We start from the raw sequence: 18062 nt of genomic DNA on the forward strand, positions 1-18062 counted from the left end.
CTCCGCCGTACACTGGGACGCTGCTGGCACTCGAACATTCCGAGTGCCAGGCAGGCCCGGATCGACAGCTGGAGGTGTGCGCGGGTGCTCAGCGAACGCAGACTCGAAGTGTTGCGCGCCATCGTCCAGGACTACGTGGGCACCGAGGAGCCGGTCGGCTCCAAGGCGCTCACCGAGCGGCACCGGCTCGGTGTCTCACCGGCCACCGTCCGCAATGACATGGCGGCCCTGGAGGACGAGGGGTTCATCGCCCAGCCGCACACGAGCGCGGGCCGCATCCCCACCGACAAGGGGTACCGGCTGTTCGTCGACCGGCTCGCGGGCGTCAAGCCCCTCTCGTCGCCCGAGCGGCGCGCCATCCAGAACTTCATGGACGGTGCGGTCGACCTCGACGACGTGGTGGGCCGCACCGTACGGCTGCTCGCCCAGCTCACCCGGCAGGTCGCCGTGGTGCAGTACCCGTCGCTGACCCGTTCCACGGTGCGGCACGTGGAGCTGCTGGCGCTGGCCCCGGCCCGGCTGATGCTCGTGCTGATCACGGACACCGGACGGGTCGAGCAGCGCATGATCGACTGTCCGGCGCCGTTCGGTGAGACATCTCTCGCCGACCTCCGTGCCCGGCTCAACAGCCGGGTGGTGGGGCGCCGCTTCGCGGACGTACCACAATTGGTGCAGGACCTTCCCGAGTCCTTCGAACAGGAAGACCGGGGTACGGTTTCCACGGTGCTCGCGACCTTGCTGGAAACGCTGGTCGAGGAGACCGAAGAACGGCTGATGATCGGCGGAACCGCCAATCTGACGCGATTCGGACATGACTTCCCACTGACCATCAGGCCGGTGCTGGAAGCGCTTGAGGAGCAGGTCGTGCTCCTCAAGCTGCTCGGTGAGGACTCGGGCATGACCGTACGCATCGGGCATGAGAATGCCCACGAGGGCCTGACGTCCACATCGGTCGTCGCCGTCGGCTACGGTTCGGGCGACGAGGCAGTCGCCAAACTCGGCGTGGTCGGACCGACCCGCATGGACTACCCCGGAACGATGGGAGCGGTACGCGCAGTGGCACGTTACGTCGGACAGATCCTGGCGGAGTCGTAAGTGGCCACGGACTATTACGCCGTTCTCGGCGTGCGCCGCGACGCTTCCCAGGACGAGATCAAGAAGGCATTCCGGCGATTGGCGCGTGAGCTCCACCCGGACGTCAATCCCGATCCCAAGACGCAGGAACGCTTCAAGGAGATCAACGCCGCCTACGAGGTGCTGTCGGACCCGCAGAAGAAGCAGGTCTACGACCTCGGCGGCGACCCGCTCTCGCAGGCGGGCGGCGGCGGAGCCGGCGGCTTCGGCCAGGGCGGCTTCGGCAACTTCTCGGACATCATGGACGCCTTCTTCGGTACGGCGTCCCAGCGCGGGCCGAGGTCGCGCACGCGGCGCGGCCAGGACGCGATGATCCGGCTGGAGATCGACCTCAACGAGTCGGCCTTCGGCACCACGAAGGACATCCAGGTCGACACCGCTGTGGTCTGCACGACCTGCAGCGGCGAGGGCGCCGCCCCCGGCACCTCGGCCCAGACCTGCGACATGTGCCGCGGCCGCGGTGAGGTCTCGCAGGTCACCCGGTCCTTCCTGGGCCAGGTCATGACCTCGCGGCCCTGCCCGCAGTGCCAGGGCTTCGGTACGGTCGTACCGACCCCGTGCCCCGAGTGCGCGGGCGACGGGCGCATCCGCTCCCGTCGCACGCTGACGGTGAAGATCCCGGCCGGTGTCGACAACGGCACCCGGATCCAGCTCGCGGGCGAGGGCGAGGTCGGCCCCGGCGGCGGCCCCGCCGGCGACCTGTACGTCGAGATCCACGAACTGCCGCACGCGGTATTCCAGCGGCGGGGCGACGATCTGCACTGCACGGTGACGGTCCCCATGACGGCGGCCGCACTCGGTACGAAGGTGCCGCTGGAGACGCTGGACGCGCTGGAGGAGGTCGACATCCGGCCGGGCACGCAGTCCGGTCAGTCGATCCCGATGCACCAGCGCGGCATCACGCATCTGCGCGGCGGCGGCCGCGGCGACCTGATCGTGCATGTCGAGGTGCTCACCCCGACGAAGATGGACGCCGAACAGGAGCGGCTGCTGCGGGAGTTCGCCAAGCTGCGCGGCGAGGAACGCCCGACCGGCCAGTTCCAGCCGGGGCAGCAGGGCTTGTTCTCGCGGTTGAAGGACGCGTTCAACGGGCGGTAGCTGGGGGTTGTCCTTCTGCCGGGGGTCCGGGGGTCGTCCCCCGGGGGATGCAGTCAGCCGGGGCAGCAGGGGTTGTTCTCGCGGTTGAAGGACGCGTACAACGGGCGGTAGCCCAGCGCGGTTCTTCCGCCGGGGGCGCCGATTCGATGCGGTGCGGAGGACATGGCACGATGCGGTCATGTCCTCCGCACTCGCCGATCTCTGCCGATATCCGATCGTGCAGGCACCCATGGCGGGCGGTGCTTCGGGCCCGCAGCTCGCCGCAGCCGTCTCCGAGGCCGGTGGTCTCGGTTTCCTCGCCGCCGGGTACAAGACCGCGGACGGCATGTACGAGGAGATCAAGCAGCTGCGCGGGCTGACCTCCCTGCCCTTCGGCGTGAACCTTTTCATGCCGCAGTCCGAGCACCCCGATCCGGCCGCCGTCGAGGTCTACAGCCATCAGCTCGCCGGTGAGTCCACCTGGTACGAGACGCCACTCGGCGACGTCCACGGCAGCTCGGATGACGGGTACGAGGCCAAGCTCGCCATCCTGCTCGACGACCCCGTCCCGGTGGTCTCCTTCACCTTTGGCTGTCCCTCCCGCGATGTGCTCGACGCCTTCGACCGGGTCGACACCTTCACCATCGTCACCGTCACCACCGCCGAGGAGGCGCAGACCGCCCAGTGGTGCGGCGCCGACGCGGTCTGTGTGCAGGGCATCGAGGCGGGCGGCCACCAGGGCACACACCGCGACGACCCGCAGAACGACGGCACGGGCATCGGTGTGCTGTCGCTCATCACGCAGGTACGGGAGACCGTGCAGCTGCCGGTCCTCGCGACCGGCGGTCTGATGCGCGGCTCGCAGATCGCGGCGGTGCTCGCGGCGGGCGCGGAGGCGGCGCAGCTCGGTACGGCCTTCCTGGTGTGCCCGGAGTCCGGGGCGAACAGGCTGCACAAGCAGGCCCTGACCAACCCGCTCTTCGTCCGCACCGACCTCACCCGCGCGTTCAGCGGGCGCCCGGCGCGCGGCCTCGTCAACCGGTTCATGCGCGAGCACGGTCCGTACGCCCCAGCCGCCTACCCGCAGGTGCACTACCTCACGGCCGGACTGCGCAAAGCCGCGGCCGGGGTGGGGGACGCCCAGGGCATGGCGCTCTGGGCCGGCCAGGGCCACCGGCTCGCCCGTGAGCTGCCAGCCGGTCAGCTGATCGAGGTGCTTGTCGCCGAAGTGGACGCGGCCCGCGCGCTGTTGGCCGAAGGCGGTGCGTCATGACGGCCCCGGTATTCGTCGTCGACACGGCCGGCGGCCTGGACACGGTGACCCCCGGTGGCAGATTCGTCCTGGACGGCCCCGAGGGCCGGCACGCGGTGTCCGTGAAGCGGCTGCGGGCGGGCGAGGAGGTCGTACTGACCGACGGCGCAGGCCGCTGGGCGCGGTGCGTGGTCCTGGCGGCCGAGGGCAAGGACCGGCTGGAGGTCCGGGTGGACGCGTGTGCCGACGATCCGCCGCCCGTGCCCCGGATCACCGTCGTGCAGGCGCTGCCCAAGGGCGACCGCGGTGAGGTCGCCGTCGAGACCATGACCGAGACCGGCGTCGATGTGATCGTGCCGTGGCAGGCGTCGCGCTGCATCACCCAGTGGCGCGGCGACCGGGGCGCCAAGTCCCTGGCCAAGTGGCGCAGTACGGCACGCGAGTCGGGCAAGCAGTCCCGGCGTCCCCGCTTCCCCGAGATCACCGATGCGCTGAGCACCAAGCAGGTCGCCGCACTCCTCGCGGACGCCGACCTGGCCGGGGTGCTGCACGAGGACCAGGAGTACGGCAGCGAGCCACTGGCCGCGGCCGAACTCCCCGCGCGGGGCGACATCGTGCTGGTCGTCGGCCCCGAAGGGGGAGTGTCGCCGGAGGAGCTCGCGGCGTTCACGGCGGCCGGGGCCGGGGTGTACCGGCTGGGGCGCAGTGTGCTGCGCACCTCAACGGCGGGGACGGCCGCGGGAGCGCTGCTGCTGGCCCGGACGGGCCGCTGGGGCTGAGCAGCCCGCCCGTCATCCTGTCCCGCCGCCGTCCCGGTCCGTCTCCCGCTCCGATGCGCCACCCGCGAGAGTGAAGTGGGCGCGAAGGGGCTGCACATCGGCGCCTTTCAGTGGGACCCTGCCCAGTATGGGGGCATTGAGACGCGTATCGAAGCGCGTACGGTACCGGTCGGTTCTCGCTGCGATCGGCGCTGTCTGCACGGCAGTTGCGGGCCTCGCGGCCTGTGACCCGGTCGACGGGGTGAACACCGCGTCCGTCGCCTACACCACCGACCGCACCGCCACCAGTGCCCTGGAGCACCACGGCGTCGCCGTCGACTGGCTGACCTGCACGGCCGACGCCGCTACCGCCGCCTCGCCCGCGCCCTCCGCCGCCCCGCGTGACGTGGCACAGGTCGACTGCCAGGGCAGGACCAAGGACAAGAAGGACATCACCGTCAAGGGCAAGGTGACCAGGACAGTCGACGGACGGTGTGTACGGGGCAACCTGACGAGCACGATCGGCGGGGAACTGGCTTTCAGGGCCACCCTGCTGGGCAACTGCGCGGCCCCGCCCCCGGACGCCACCACCGCCCCCGCACCGGGCGGCGGCGGGGACAGCGGCGGCGCGCAGCCGACGGCGACCGTGACGGTGACCGCCACCGTGACGCAGTACCCGGGCAAGTAGCGAACGCGCGAACCAGCAGAGAGCGCGGTCCGCTCCGAACGGAATCCCTAGGTATCCCCTCTAGGTATCCCATCCAGGGATTTAGGTGTACGGATCTTCGCCCCGGGCCCGCGCGCGGCGGGCGGTCGCCCGTCAGAGTGGGTCCATGGCTGCCCTGACCGAACCGGACGCCCTCCCCGAGCCGGAGCCCGGCGCGCTCGCCGAACGCCTTGCCGCCACCCGCCTCGTGACCCTCACAGGCCCCGGCGGCATCGGCAAGTCACGGCTGGCCGCCAGACTCGGCCAGGAACCCCCGTGCACCGGCACGCCCGTGCACCGGGTCGACCTCTCCGGCTGTCCGGACGCGGCGCTGGTCCCGTACATGGTGGCCACCGCGCTGCACACCGCGCCCGAACCCGGCACCGACCCGGTACGCGCGGTGCTCGACCTGCTCACCCACAGCCGGGCGCTGCTCGTCCTGGACACCTGCGAACACGTGCTGACCGGCTGCGCCTACCTCGTCGGCCGGCTGCACGACAGCTGCCCCGGGCTCCGGATCCTGACCACCAGCCGCAAACCGCTCGACGTACCGGGCGAACACCTGGTGGAGGTCCCTCCGCTGCCCCGCGAACGGGCCGCCGGGCTGCTCCAGGAGCAAGCCGTCTCGTACGGGGTCGAGTTGCCCGACTACTGGGCCGGGCGACTGGCCGGCCGGCTCGACGGCGATCCGCTCTCCACCCTGCTCGCCGCCCGGAGCCTGCGGCTGATGACCGCGCAGCAGCTGTACGGATCGCTCTGCGCGCCCGGCGGGCGGTTCACCGTCCTCACCGACGGCCCCGGCGCCCCTGCCAGGCACCGCACACTCCTTGGGGCCGTCGAGTGGAGCCACGAGCTGTGCAGCAGGGCCGAACGGCTGCTCTGGGCACGGCTGTCGGCGTTCACCGGCGAGTTCACCGCGGAGCAGGTCCGCACCGTCTTTCCCGACGGATCCTCGCTCGCGTCCCTGGTGAGCTCGTCGGTGGTGCTCGCCCGGAGCGACGGGACCTACCGGCTGCCGCTGGCGCACAGGGAGTACGGACAACTCAGGCTCGCCGGGCTGGGCGACGCCATAGGGTGATCCTTGTGAAGCAGCCTTCCTATCTCCGGTTTCCGCATGTCCAGGGCGATCTGATCGCTTTCACCGCAGAGGACGACGTCTGGCTGGCCCCGCTCGACGGCGGCCGCGCCTGGCGGGTCAGCGCCGACAACAGCCCCGTCAACCATCCCCGGATATCTCCCGACGGCCGCTGGGTCGCCTGGACCTCCACCAGGGACGGGGCGCCCGAAGTGCATCTCGCCCCGGCCGAAGGAGGCCCCTCCAGGCGTCTGACGTACTGGGGCGACGCACGGACCGCCGTCCGCGGCTGGACTCCGGACGGTGAGGTGCTCGCCATCAGCACCCACGGCCAGAGCTCGCTGCGGCGCAGCTGGGCGCGGGCCGTTCCGGTCGACGGCGGCCCGGCGCGGACCCTGCCGTACGGGCCGGTGGGCTCTCTCGCGTACGGGCCGGACCAGCGGGTGCTGCTCCTCTCGGCGACGATGGGCCGCGAAGCCGCCAGCTGGAAGCGGTACCGGGGCGGCACAGCGGGCAAGCTGTGGACCGGTGTGACCGGCGGCGACTTCGCAAGGCTGCACACCGACATCGACGGGAACATCGAGTGCCCGCTGTGGGTGGGCGACCGGGTGGCCTTCCTCTCCGACCACGAAGGCGTCGGGGCGCTCTACTCCTCGCTCCCGGACGGCTCGGAGCTGCGCAGGCACACCCCGACCGACGGGTTCTACGCACGCCACGCGGCCACCGACGGCACCCGGGTCGTCTACATGGCGGCCGGTGAACTGTGGATCCTCGACGACCTCGAAGGCGCCGAGCCCCGCCGGATCGACGTCCGGCTCGGCGGCCAGCGCGCCGACCTCCAGCCCCACTCGGTGCGCGCCGGGCACCACATCGGCACCGCGTCCCCGGACCGTACCGGCCGCGGCAGCGCCGTCGAGTCACGCGGCGCCGTGCACTGGGTCACCCACCGGGAGGGCCCGGTACGCGCGCTGGCCGCCGAGCCGGGCGTACGGGCGAGGCTGCCTCGCACCTTCCGGGCCGACGGCGCCGAGCAGGTCGTCTGGGTCACCGACGCGGAGGGCGAGGACGCCCTGGAGTGCGCGCCCGCGACCGGCGCCGCCCCCGCGGCCGCCCCGCGCCGCCTGGCCCAGGGCCGCGTCGGCCGGGTGCTCGGGCTCGCCGCGGCCCCGGACGGCAGCCGGTTCGCGGTCGCCGCGCACGACGGGCGGGTGCTGGTCGTCGAGCGCGAGTCCGGCGATGTGCACGAGGTGGATCGCAGCGAGGACGGCGACGTCTCGGGCCTGGTCTTCTCGCCCGACTCCTCCTGGCTGGCCTGGTCGCACCCCGGCCCCGAGCCGCTGCGCCAGCTCAAACTCGCGCACCTCGCCGACCTCTCCGTCGCCGAGGCGACCCCGCTGCGCTTCCGGGACTTCGACCCGGCCTTCACCACCGACGGCAAGCACCTCGCCTTCCTCTCCGAGCGCGCCTTCGACCCGATCTACGACGCGCACGTCTTCGACCTGGCGTTCATCGGCACCTGCCGTCCTCACCTGCTGACACTCGCTGCGGCCACACCGTCGCCGTTCGGCCCGCAGCGGCACGGCCGGGCGACCGAGCGGGACAAGGACGCCGACGAGCACGACGCACCGACCGCGCTGCCCGTCACCCGTATCGACCTCGAAGGTCTCGCCGACCGCATCGTGCCGCTGCCCGTCGAGGCCGGCAGCTACTCGACGCTGCGCGCCGCCAGGGACGGACTGCTCTGGCTGCGTCACCCGCTGCGCGGTGTCCTCGGCACGTCAGGGGCCACCCCCGACGCGCCCTGGCCGCACACCGTCCTTGAGCGGTACGACCTGGAGAAGCTGCGCGACGAGGAAATCGCCCCGGACGTCGACCACTTCGAGGTCAGCGGTGACGGCAAGCGGCTCGTACTGCACATGGACGGCAAGCTGCGCGTCGTCCCGTCGGACAGCCGGGTGGCCAAACCCGGCGCGGACGAGGACACCGACAGCAACATCTCCGTCGACCTCTCCCGTATCCGCCGGATCCTCGACCCGGCAGCCGAGTGGCGGCAGATGTACGACGAGGCCGGACGCATCATGCGGGACAACTTCTGGCGTCCCGACATGTCAGGCGTCGACTGGGACGGGGTCCTGGACCGCTACCGGCCGGTGCTCGCCCGGGTCGCGACCCATGACGACCTGGTCGACCTGCTCTGGGAGGTGCAGGGCGAGCTGGGCACCTCGCACGCCTATGTGACACCGCCCGGCGGCTGGCGCGACGACACCACCCGGCAGGGGCTGCTCGGCGCCGACATCTCCCGCACGGAAGACGGCAGTTGGCGCATCGACCGGGTCCTTCCTTCGGAGACCTCCGACCCCGCGGCGCGCTCCCCGCTCGCCGCGCCCGGCGTGGCCGTCCGCGCGGGGGACACCGTCCTGGCCGTCGACGGCCAGCCGGTCGACCCGCTCACCGGGCCCGCCCCGCTGCTCACCGGCTCGGCGGGCAAGCCCGTCGAGCTCACCGTCTCGCCCGCCGACGGGGGCGATCCGCGCCATGTCGTGGTCGTACCCACAGGTGACGAGGAGGCGCTGCGCTACCACGCGTGGGTGACCGACCGCCGGGCTTACGTCCACGAGCGGTCCGGCGGCCGTCTCGGCTATCTGCACGTCCCCGACATGGTCGGCTCGGGCTGGGCACAGCTCCACCGAGACCTGCGGGTCGAGGTGGCCAGGGAGGGCCTGGTCGTGGACGTACGGGAGAACCGCGGCGGCCACACCTCGCAGCTGGTGGTGGAGAAGCTGGCCCGCCGCATCGTGGGCTGGGACCTGCCGCGGGGGATGCGGCCCTCCAGCTACCCGGAGGACGCCCCGCGCGGTCCTGTGGTGGCGGTCGCCAACGAGTTCTCCGGCTCGGACGGCGACATCGTGAACGCGGCGATCAAGGCCCTGGAAATCGGGCCCGTGGTCGGCACCCGCACCTGGGGCGGCGTCGTCGGCATCGACAGCAGGTACCGACTGGTCGACGGCACCCTGGTGACCCAGCCCAAGTACGCCTTCTGGCTGGAGGGTTACGGCTGGGGCGTGGAGAACCACGGGGTCGACCCGGATGTCGAGGTGGTCATGGCGCCGCAGGACCACGCGGCGGGCCGGGACCCGCAGCTGGACGAGGCGATCAGGATCGCGCTCGCCGCGCTGGAGGAGAACCCGGCGAAGACGCCGCCCGGCCTGCCGGGCTGACAGCCGCGCCCCCGCCCGGCACAGGGCGGGGGCGCGTGGCCCGGGGCGGAGCGCGGGAGCACCGGCCGCCCCCGGCTAGCATGGCCGCGTACACGATGATCACGGACCGACACCATCACCGACCGACACCATGCCCGACCGGCACCGCGACCGGCCGGCACCATGACCGAGGAGTGAGCGCATGGCGGGAGAGCCGCAGACCGACTGCCTGTTCTGCAAGATCGTCTCGGGGGACATCCCGGCGACCCTCGTCCGGGAGACCGACACCACCGTCGCCTTCCGTGACATAAACCCGCAGGCGCCCACGCACGTCCTCGTGATCCCCAAGGCGCACTACCCGGACGCGGCCGCCCTCGCGGCGGCCGAACCGCAGATCGCCGCGGACGTGCTGCGCGAGGCGGCCGAGGTCGCCGCCGGGGACAAGGTCGACGGGACCGGGTACCGGATCGTCTTCAACACCGGATCGGGCGCCGGCCAGACCGTCTTCCACGCGCACGCCCACGTGCTGGGCGGCCGCGGGCTCAACTGGCCGCCCGGATAGTCCCGTTGTCCGTACGAGAGTTCGTGGTCCTCGGCACCGCCAGCCAGGTCCCCACCCGGCACCGCAACCACAACGGCTATCTGCTGCGCTGGGACGGCCAGGGCATCCTCTTCGACCCCGGCGAGGGCACCCAGCGCCAGATGCTGCACGCCGGGGTGGCCGCGCACGACATCGACCGGATCTGCGTCACGCACTTCCACGGGGACCACTCGCTGGGCCTGGCCGGGGTGATCCAGCGGATCAACCTGGACCAGGTCCCGCACCCGGTCACCGCGCACTACCCGGCGAGCGGGCAGCACTTCTTCGACCGGCTGCGGTACTCCACCGCCTACCGCGAGTCCGTCGCCCTGGTGCAGGCCCCGGCCACCGGCGACGGAGGCGTCCTGGCGCGGACACCCGCGTACGCCCTGGAGGCGGTCAGGCTCTCGCACCCCGTCGAGTCGTACGGCTACCGGCTGACCGAGCCCGACGGGCGCCGGATGCTCCCGGAGAAGCTCACCGAGCACGGTGTGTCAGGCCCCGGCATCGGACGGCTCCAGCGGGAGGGCGTGCTCGACGGGGTCACCCTCGACCAGGTCAGCGAGGTACGGCGCGGCCAGCGCTTCGCCTTCGTCATGGACACCCGGCTCTGCGACGGGGTCCACCGGCTCGCCGTCGGCTGCGACCTGCTGGTCATCGAGTCGACCTTCCTCGACGACGACGCGCGGCTGGCGGCCGACCACGGCCATCTGACCGCAGGACAGGCGGGCCGGATCGCGCAGGACGCCGGTGTACGGCACCTCGTCCTGACGCACTTCTCGCAGCGGTACCCCGACCCCGCGGAGTTCGGCAGACAGGCCCGCGCCGCGGGCTTCGACGGTGAACTCACCATCGCCGAGGACCTGATGCGGGTACCGGTCCCCACCCGGCACGTCACCGCCTGACCGCCATCCCCCGAAAAGCCCGCCCCCCACATCCCACCCACACCACCAACCTGAGCGAGACCCCGATGCACCACCTCCCCAAGGCCGAACTCCACCTCCACATCGAAGGCACCCTCGAACCCGAATTGGCCTTCGTGCTCGCCGCACGCAACGGCGTCGAGCTGCCGTACACGGACACCGAAGCGCTGCGCAAGGCGTATCTCTTCAGCGATCTCCAGTCGTTCCTCGACCTGTACTACGGGCTGATGGCCGTGCTGCGCACCGAGGAGGACTTCGAGGAGCTCACCGAGGCCTACCTCGCGCGCGCCGCCGCGCAGGGCGTGCGCCACGCGGAGATCTTCTTCGACCCGCAGGCGCACTCCGCGCGCGGCGTGCCGATCGGCACCGTCGTCGAGGGCATCTCGCGGGCGCTCGGGCGCAGCGAGGAGCGGCACGGAATCTCCACGCAGCTCATCATGTGCTTCCTGCGTGACGAGTCGGCCGATTCGGCGATCCGCACACTGGAGGCGGCCAAGCCCCATCTGCACCGGATCGCGGCGGTCGGCCTCGACTCGGCCGAGGTCGGGAACCCGCCGTCGAAGTTCCGCGAGGTGTACGCGGCGGCCGGGGAGCTGGGGCTGCGCAAGGTCGCGCACGCCGGCGAGGAGGGCCCCGCCGCCTACGTTCGCGAGGCCCTGGACATCCTCGGAGTGGAGCGGATCGACCACGGGCTGCGCTCGATGGAGGACCCGGAGCTGGTGGAGCGGCTGGTCAGGGACCGGGTACCGCTGACGCTCTGCCCGCTGTCGAACGTACGGCTACGGGCCGTTGACACCCTGGAGCAGCACCCGCTGCCGAAGATGATGGCCGCCGGGCTGCTCTGCACCGTCAACTCCGACGACCCCGCATACTTCGGGGGCTACGCGGGCGACACCTTCCACGCCGTGCACGAGGCGCTCGGCCTCGGGCACGAGGAGTTGCGGACACTGGCCCGCAACTCCTTCCTCGCCGCCTTCCTCGACCACGACGAGGAGCGCAGGGCGCGCTACTTGGCCGAGGTGGACGCGTACGACTTCGACGCGGACCTCGATCTGGGCTGAACGCCCCCGGTGAGCCGGTACTTGCGGCGGGGTACCGGCTCCGGCTCCAGGGCGATCTCGGTGACGGTGAGTTCGGGTGCGCCGAGCTGCGGGACGCCGGGTGCGACCGCGCCCAGGGTGCCCGCGACGACCGCCGCCGGGGCGCCGCCCCTGCGGCGTACCGCACCGGGCATCAGGGGGCGGCCCGAGGTGTGCAGCGCCACCGCGGTCAGCGGGATCGCCAGCAGCAGAAGCAGTGCGCACAACACCGCCCCCATCAGCGGGTAACCGGTCCGCGCGGCGAGCAGACTGCCCGCGACCGGGCCGCAGGCCACGCCGATCGAGGACGCCGAGCCGACCAGGACGGCCCAGCGGCCGCGTGGATCCAGCGAGGCGGCCAGACCGATCAGATAGGACAGGACCACCGGGTAGAAGGTGTTCCAGAGGATCTCGCCCGACGCGAACGAGCCGAGCCCGCTCGCCGATGAACTCAGCGCGATACAGGCCGAGATGAGCACCGTGCCGCCGCCGATCGGCAGCGCCCTGCCGAGCCGCGAGCCGAGTGCCCCGGCCCCCGCGACGCCGATCAGTCCGGCGCCCAGCGACACCGCGAAGATCGCGCCGACCGCGACCTCGGACAGCCCTGCCTGGTCCTGGCCGATCCGGCTGCTGACGCCCCAGAGCGAGTTCTGGGCCATGGCCCAGCAGACCATCGCTCCGGCCAGCACCGAGCCCGTGCGCAGATGAGGGATCCGGCCGCGCCCGGCCCCGGTGGCGGGCTGGTGCGGGCGGGTCCTGCCGAGCCGGCCGGTCGCGGGCCAGACGAGAGCGGCGACCAGCGCGACGGCAGCGAACGGCGCCCGGTGACCGCCACCGAGCTGCGGCAGTACGAGGTAGAGGGTGCCGGCTGTCGCCGACACGGTGAGCAGCCCGGTGGCCGAGGCCCGGTGGGGGTCGGGCAGGCCCGCGATACCGCCCGCGGCCACCGCCGTCGCAGTGCCGGAACCCACTCCGCCGATGGCGGCCCCCGCGATGACGAGGGGGAGGTACGAGGTGGTGGCGGCGGCGCCGTATCCGGTGAGGGCGAGCAGCAGCCCGGCGCGGGCGACCCGCTGCGGGCCGATGCGCTCGACGTGCGAGGCCAGTACGAGACCGGCGCCCGCCGAGCAGAGAAGGAGGACCGAGCCGGCGACACCGGCTTCGGCAGGAGAGAGACCGAGACCGGAGCCGAGGCGTCCGACGATGGTCGGGAGGAGGTACGAGGCGAGGTAACCAGCGGTGAACACGGCGATGAGAGGCCATGTGGCGCGCGAGCGCGAAGACACGGGCGTTCCTGACAGAGACATGCCTGTGACCAGGCAGAAGAGTGGGGGGAAGTGGGCGTCGTGTCATTGACAGGAGCGCGCGGCCAATTTGTATCAACCACGCGGAGCCAACGAAAAGCCGCCGCTCTGTGATCTATAACACCTTCGGTTTATAGTCACGCAGGCACGGGCAAAAGCGATGTTTCTTTACTCAGATCCAGTCGGGTGCACCGGGCAGCGTGTGTGCCGCGGCCTCGATCTCCGCCCGTACCTCGCGCATCGTCGCGATGATCCGGCGCTCGTGCTCGGCGGTCAGCCGGGTCACCGGGACCGAGCAGCTGACGGCGTCCATCGCAGGCGTGTCGTACCGCAGCGCGAAGCCGAAACCGACGATGCCGGTGACGCCCTCCTCCCGGTCGACCGCGTAGCCCCGCTCGCGCACCAGCGCCAGATCGGAGTCGAGGGCGGCCCGGTCGGCCAGGGTGTTCGGGGTCAGCCGTTCCAGCTCGCCGACGGGCAGCCCGTCCGGCCCGTCAGCGGCTCGCTCGGCGAGCAGTGCCTTGCCCAGCGCGCTGACATGGGCGGGCAGCCTGCGGCCGACGCGGCTGAGGGTGCGCAGATACTCGTGCGACTCGCGGGTGGCGAGATAGACGACGTCGCCGCGGTCGAACCGCCCCAGGTGGACGGTCTCGCCCAGCGTGGTGGACGCCTTGTCGAGATACGGCTTCACCGCCCGCACCCGGGCATCCGTGTCGAGATAGCTGGTGCCGGTGAGCAAGGCCCGGATGCCGATGCCGTACAGCGATCCCGTCGCGTCGGTGCGGACCCAGCCGCGGTCGGTCAGCGTCTGCAGCAGTGCGTACATGGAGCTGCGGGGGACGCTGAGCTCGTCGGCGAGTTCCCGCAGCCGGGCGGGCCGGTCACCGCGCGCGGCGAGCACCTCAAGCAGCTCGACGGTGCGGCCCGCCGACTTCACCTCGCGTACGCCTCCGGTCTCCGGCATGCCTCAGAGCCTAGATCCCGCTAGGTGTGCGGGCGGCGCGGGGTGGTCGGAACCCTTGACGCCTCCCGTTCATGTATCTACTGTCCATTTCCATGCATGGACATCATCTACATACGGAGACATGAATGGGTGCGGGGACCAACGCGGGCACGAACGCCGGCGCGGCGACGGATACGGGAACCGGTCCGCGACCGGCTGAGGTGGCCGGGACAGTGGCGCTGCTCCGGGACGGCATGGCCCGCGGGGTCCTCTCCTTCCCGCTGACCGCCTTCACCGACGGTGGAGAGCTCGACATCGACGGGTACCGGACCTACCTGGAGACCCAGTTGGCCGCCGCCCCCGGCGCGGTCTTCCCGGCCTGCGGCACCGGGGAGTTCTTCTCCCTGGACGAGGACGAGTACCGCAGCGTCGTCACCGCCACCGTCGAGGCAGCCGCCGGGCGCACACCCGTCGTCGCGGGCATCGGATACGGCTGGGCGCAGGCCGTCAGATTCGCCCGGATCGCCGAGGAGGCAGGCGCCGACGCGGCGCTCGTCCTCCCGCACTACCTCGTGGCGGCCCCACAGGACGGACTCGTCGCACAACTGGAGCAGATCGCCGCCCGCACCCGGCTGCCCCTCATCGCCTACCAGCGCGGCCAAGTCGCCTTCACCGCCGCCTCGCTGCGCCGCATCGCCGCCGTCCCCGGCGTCATCGGACTCAAGGACGGCCACAGCGACCTCGACCGGCTCCAGCGGCTGACCCTCGCCGCCCCGGACGGCTTCCTCTTCTTCAACGGCGCCTCCACCGCCGAGATCCAGGCCCGCGCCTACGCCACGGTGGGCGTCCCCGCCTACTCCTCCGCCGTCCACGCCTTCGCCCCCGAGATCGCCGGAGCCTTCTTCACCGCCCTGCGCACGGACGACCAGGCACGCCTGGACGCGCTGCTCCGCGACTTCTACGTGCCCCTGGTCGAACTCCGCGACCGGGTCCCCGGCTACGCCGTCTCGCTGGTCAAGGCCGCCGCCCGGCTGCGCGGCCACCAAGTCGGCCCGGTACGCGCCCCCCTGACCGACCCCGGCCCCGACGACCTCGCGGCCCTGGACACCCTGCTGACCGCCGGCCTCGACCTCGTAGGAGCGACCCGATGACACCCGACACCCCAGGCGACCTGACGATCGCCGAGGTCCGGCTCACCCCGGTACTGATCTCCGACCCGCCGCTGCTCAATGTGCACGGCGTGCACCAGCCCTACACCCCGCGGCTCGTCGTCGAGATCGTCACGGCGGACGGAGTCAGCGGTATCGGCGAGACCTATGGGGACACCAAGTACCTGGACATAGCCCGGCCCTACGCCGAACTGCTGCCGGGCCGGTCCATCGCGGACCTCAACGGTCTGGCCGCGCTCGCCCGGCAAGTGGGCATCGGCGGGGCTGGGGTGGATGACGCTATCGACGTGGGCGGGCTCCGCGGTGTCCAGACCGCGGACAAACTGCGGCTCTCGGTCTTCTCCGCCTTCGAGGTGGCCTGCCTCGACGCGCTGGGCAAGGTACGGGGCCTGCCGGTGCACACGCTGCTCGGCGGGAAGGTGCGCGACTCGGTCGAGTACAGCGCGTATCTCTTCTACCGCTGGGCCGGACACCCGGACGGCGCGGGGGAGCCCGACACCTGGGGCGAGGCCGTCGACCCGGCGGGCATCGTCGCGCAGGCACGGCGATTCGTGGAGGACTACGGCTTCACCTCGTTCAAGCTCAAGGGCGGTGTCTTCCCGCCGGACCAGGAGATCGCCGCGGTGAAGGCCCTGGCCGAGGCGTTCCCGGGGCACCCGCTGCGGCTCGACCCCAACGGCGGCTGGACCCCGCAGACCTCGCTGAAGGTCGCCGCCGAACTCGCCGGCGTACTCGAATACCTGGAGGACCCGGCCCCCGGCACCGCCGCCATGGCAGAGGTCTCCGCGGGCACCGACGTCCCGCTCGCCACCAACATGTGCGTGACGACGGTCCCCGAGATCCGTGCGGCCTTCCTGACCGACGCGGTCCAGGTGGTCCTCTCCGACCACCACTACTGGGGCGGACTCCGCGCCACCCGCGAACTGGCCGCGATCTGCCGGACGTTCGGCGTGGGCCTCTCCATGCACTCCAACACCCACATGGGCATCAGCCTCGCCGCGATGACCCATGTCGCGGCCACCGTGCCCAACCTGGACTACGCCTGCGACAGCCACTACCCATGGCAGACCGACGACGTGATCACCACCCGCCATGTCTTCACCGGCGGCTGCCTCCCGGTCTCCGAAGCCCCCGGCCTCGGTGTCGAACTCGACCGGGACAAGCTCGCCGCGCTGCACCGGCGCTGGACCGAGGACGACGGCGCCATGCGCGACCGTGACGACGTCACCGCGATGCGCAAGGCGAAGGGCTACGAGGACTGGACGTCCCCGGCGCTGCCCCGCTGGTGAACCACCGGCGTCCCCCCCGCTGGTGACCACAGGGGGAGGCCGCCCCCAGCACCTCCCCGCTCCTCCCGCTCCCTCCCAATCCCCTGCTCTGCCCTGCCCTGCCCACGATCGGAGCCGCTCGTGTCCGCAGCAACCCCCGCCCCCGTAGAGCACTCCCCAGCCGTCCAGTCCGCCATCCGCAAGATCTTCAAGCGCGTCGTACCGCTCTTCTTCGTCATGTTCGTGGCCAACTACATGGACCGGGTGAACCTCGGATTCGCCCAGGATCAGCTACGGGCCGACGTGGGTCTCTCTGCCGCCGCCTTCGGGCTCGGTGCCGGGATCTTCTTCGTCGCGTACGCCATATTCGAAGTCCCCAGCAACATGCTGATGGAACGCTTCGGCCCCAAGATCTGGCTCACCCGGATCATGATCACGTGGGGCGTCGTCGCCACCGCGATGGCCTTCGTCAGCAGCCCGGAGATGTTCTACGCCCTGCGCTTCCTCCTCGGGGTCGCGGAGGCGGGCTTCTTCCCCGCCGTGATCTACTACCTGTCCCGCTGGCTGCCCGACTCGCATCGCGGCAGGGCGACCTCCATCTTCCTGATGGGGTCCGGGACCGCGACGGTCGTCGTCGGCCCTGTCTCCGGCGCCCTGCTCGAGATGCACGGCGTCTGGGGGCACTCCGGCTGGCAGTGGATGTTCTTCATCGAGGGCGTCTTCTCCGTCGTCCTCGGGTTTGTCGTCTACCGCTTCCTCGACTCCAGCGTCGAGAAGGCCACCTGGCTGACGGACGAGGAGAAGCAGGGCCTCGTCGCGGCCATCGACACCGAGCAGCAGGAGCGGGACGCCCGTCGCGACGCCGCCAGGATCTCCCGCTGGAAGCTGCTCGCCGACCCGCAGATGCTGCTCTTCCTCTGGATCTACTTCGCCATCAACGTCGCGCTGTACGCCGTGACGTTCTGGCTGCCGTCGATCGTCGGCGACCTCGGCGGGCTGAGCGAGTTCCAGATCGGGCTGCTGACCGCGGTGCCCTGGCTGTTCGCGCTCCTCGCGCTGTACGTGACGGGCCGGATCTCCGACCGCATCGGAAAACGCCGTCCGGTCCTGATGGGCCTGCTGCTGCTCGGCGGCACCGGCACGCTGCTCGCCGTGTTCGTCTCGCCATGGGTGGGCCTGGGCGCCCTGTGCATCGCCGCGATGGGCTTCAAGCCGGCGTCGCCGATCTTCTGGACGATCCCGCAGAGCTACCTGGACGCGCGTGCGGCCGCCCCGGGCATCGCGCTGATCAACTCCATCGGAAACCTGGGCGGGTTCGTCGCGCCGACCGCCTTCGGGCTGCTGGAGGACTCCACCGGATCCACCAAGGGCGGGCTCGTCGGGCTCACCGTGATCGGGTTCCTCGCCGCGCTGAGCGTGCTGCTGGTGCGGGGCGGCGGACGTAACGACAAGATCAGGGCCACGCCCGCAACCGCCCCCGCGAGCCGGGCCCGTAAGGCGAACCCCGGCGTGGCACCACGGAGCGCGGCGCCCCCCGGAGCGGCGGCACGGCCCGCGGAGGCCTGAGAACCGGGTACGGCCACCGTGGGACGCCGCA

Annotated in this window: 15 protein-coding genes; 13 read left to right on the plus strand and 2 right to left on the minus strand. The window is 71.7% G+C overall.

Going from position 1 to position 18062, the window contains the following annotated elements:
* The first annotated feature begins 84 nt into the window (after positions 1 to 84).
* From hrcA to OG452_RS24120, 10 genes are all read left to right on the plus strand, one after another.
* Positions 85 to 1095 carry a heat-inducible transcriptional repressor HrcA gene (gene hrcA, locus OG452_RS24075; protein ID WP_164267318.1) on the plus strand — a complete coding sequence of 337 codons (1011 nt, stop codon included), beginning with the start codon at positions 85 to 87 and terminating at the stop codon, positions 1093 to 1095.
* Complete coding sequence (gene dnaJ, locus OG452_RS24080; protein WP_327297656.1) at positions 1096 to 2232, plus strand: molecular chaperone DnaJ; 1137 nt, start codon at positions 1096 to 1098, stop codon at positions 2230 to 2232.
* A 178-nt stretch (positions 2233 to 2410) separates the two neighbouring features.
* Positions 2411 to 3484: a nitronate monooxygenase gene (locus OG452_RS24085; RefSeq protein ID WP_327297657.1), complete on the plus strand. Its 1074-nt coding sequence runs from the start codon at positions 2411 to 2413 to the stop codon at positions 3482 to 3484.
* A complete protein-coding gene (locus tag OG452_RS24090; protein WP_327297658.1) occupies positions 3481 to 4242 on the plus strand; it encodes a 16S rRNA (uracil(1498)-N(3))-methyltransferase in 762 nt (253 codons plus the stop codon). The genes OG452_RS24085 and OG452_RS24090 overlap by 4 nt, the downstream gene beginning before the upstream one ends.
* A 127-nt stretch (positions 4243 to 4369) precedes the next feature.
* Positions 4370 to 4909 carry a hypothetical protein gene (locus OG452_RS24095; protein WP_327297659.1) on the plus strand — a complete coding sequence of 180 codons (540 nt, stop codon included), beginning with the start codon at positions 4370 to 4372 and terminating at the stop codon, positions 4907 to 4909.
* A gap of 145 nt (positions 4910 to 5054) precedes the next feature.
* Positions 5055 to 6005: an ATP-binding protein gene (locus tag OG452_RS24100; protein ID WP_327297660.1), complete on the plus strand. Its 951-nt coding sequence runs from the start codon at positions 5055 to 5057 to the stop codon at positions 6003 to 6005.
* A gap of 5 nt (positions 6006 to 6010) precedes the next feature.
* Positions 6011 to 9220: a S41 family peptidase gene (locus OG452_RS24105; protein ID WP_327297661.1), complete on the plus strand. Its 3210-nt coding sequence runs from the start codon at positions 6011 to 6013 to the stop codon at positions 9218 to 9220.
* A 181-nt stretch (positions 9221 to 9401) separates the two neighbouring features.
* The gene (locus tag OG452_RS24110) at positions 9402 to 9761 is read left to right on the plus strand and encodes a histidine triad nucleotide-binding protein (protein WP_327297662.1); all 360 of its coding nucleotides are present in this window, start codon (positions 9402 to 9404) and stop codon (positions 9759 to 9761) included.
* A 5-nt stretch (positions 9762 to 9766) separates the two neighbouring features.
* Positions 9767 to 10684, plus strand: a complete 918-nt coding sequence (locus OG452_RS24115; RefSeq protein ID WP_327297663.1) for a ribonuclease Z — start codon at positions 9767 to 9769, stop codon at positions 10682 to 10684.
* A gap of 65 nt (positions 10685 to 10749) precedes the next feature.
* Positions 10750 to 11763 (plus strand): adenosine deaminase, encoded by a 1014-nt coding sequence (locus tag OG452_RS24120; RefSeq protein WP_327297664.1) that lies wholly within the window; start codon positions 10750 to 10752, stop codon positions 11761 to 11763.
* Here the strand turns inward: OG452_RS24120 and OG452_RS24125 are convergent.
* Positions 11709 to 13067: an MFS transporter gene (locus tag OG452_RS24125; protein WP_327297665.1), complete on the minus strand. Its 1359-nt coding sequence runs from the start codon at positions 13065 to 13067 to the stop codon at positions 11709 to 11711. The two genes, OG452_RS24120 and OG452_RS24125, sit on opposite strands and share 55 nt — an antisense overlap.
* 190 nt (positions 13068 to 13257) lie before the next feature.
* The gene (locus tag OG452_RS24130) at positions 13258 to 14049 is read right to left on the minus strand and encodes an IclR family transcriptional regulator (protein ID WP_327297666.1); all 792 of its coding nucleotides are present in this window, start codon (positions 14047 to 14049) and stop codon (positions 13258 to 13260) included.
* 233 nt (positions 14050 to 14282) lie between these two features.
* On the opposite strand from OG452_RS24130, the gene OG452_RS24135 reads away from it, so the two are divergent.
* From OG452_RS24135 to OG452_RS24145, 3 genes are all read left to right on the plus strand, one after another.
* Positions 14283 to 15179 (plus strand): 5-dehydro-4-deoxyglucarate dehydratase, encoded by an 897-nt coding sequence (locus tag OG452_RS24135; protein ID WP_327299755.1) that lies wholly within the window; start codon positions 14283 to 14285, stop codon positions 15177 to 15179.
* Entirely contained in the window at positions 15176 to 16486 is a 1311-nt protein-coding gene (locus tag OG452_RS24140; protein ID WP_327297667.1) for a glucarate dehydratase family protein, read from the plus strand. Before OG452_RS24135 ends, OG452_RS24140 begins: the two co-directional genes overlap by 4 nt.
* 120 nt (positions 16487 to 16606) lie before the next feature.
* On the plus strand, positions 16607 to 18031 hold the full coding sequence (locus OG452_RS24145; protein WP_327297668.1) for an MFS transporter: 1425 nt from the start codon (positions 16607 to 16609) through the stop codon (positions 18029 to 18031).
* The last annotated feature ends 31 nt before the right edge of the window (positions 18032 to 18062 follow it).

The sequence above is a fragment of the Streptomyces sp. NBC_01197 genome, assembly GCF_036010505.1.
In the GTDB taxonomy this organism is placed as follows: Bacteria; Actinomycetota; Actinomycetes; order Streptomycetales; family Streptomycetaceae; genus Streptomyces.

Coding starts and splice junctions, on each gene's coding strand:
- OG452_RS24085 (WP_327297657.1), top strand. CDS start 2,411: ATGTCCTCCGCACTCGCCGATCTCTGCCGATATCCGATCGTGCAGGCA.
- OG452_RS24135 (WP_327299755.1), top strand. CDS start 14,283: ATGGCCCGCGGGGTCCTCTCCTTCCCGCTGACCGCCTTCACCGACGGT.
- OG452_RS24140 (WP_327297667.1), top strand. CDS start 15,176: ATGACACCCGACACCCCAGGCGACCTGACGATCGCCGAGGTCCGGCTC.
- OG452_RS24100 (WP_327297660.1), top strand. CDS start 5,055: ATGGCTGCCCTGACCGAACCGGACGCCCTCCCCGAGCCGGAGCCCGGC.
- OG452_RS24090 (WP_327297658.1), top strand. CDS start 3,481: ATGACGGCCCCGGTATTCGTCGTCGACACGGCCGGCGGCCTGGACACG.
- OG452_RS24095 (WP_327297659.1), top strand. CDS start 4,370: ATGGGGGCATTGAGACGCGTATCGAAGCGCGTACGGTACCGGTCGGTT.
- OG452_RS24110 (WP_327297662.1), top strand. CDS start 9,402: ATGGCGGGAGAGCCGCAGACCGACTGCCTGTTCTGCAAGATCGTCTCG.
- OG452_RS24120 (WP_327297664.1), top strand. CDS start 10,750: ATGCACCACCTCCCCAAGGCCGAACTCCACCTCCACATCGAAGGCACC.
- OG452_RS24130 (WP_327297666.1), bottom strand. CDS start 14,049: ATGCCGGAGACCGGAGGCGTACGCGAGGTGAAGTCGGCGGGCCGCACC.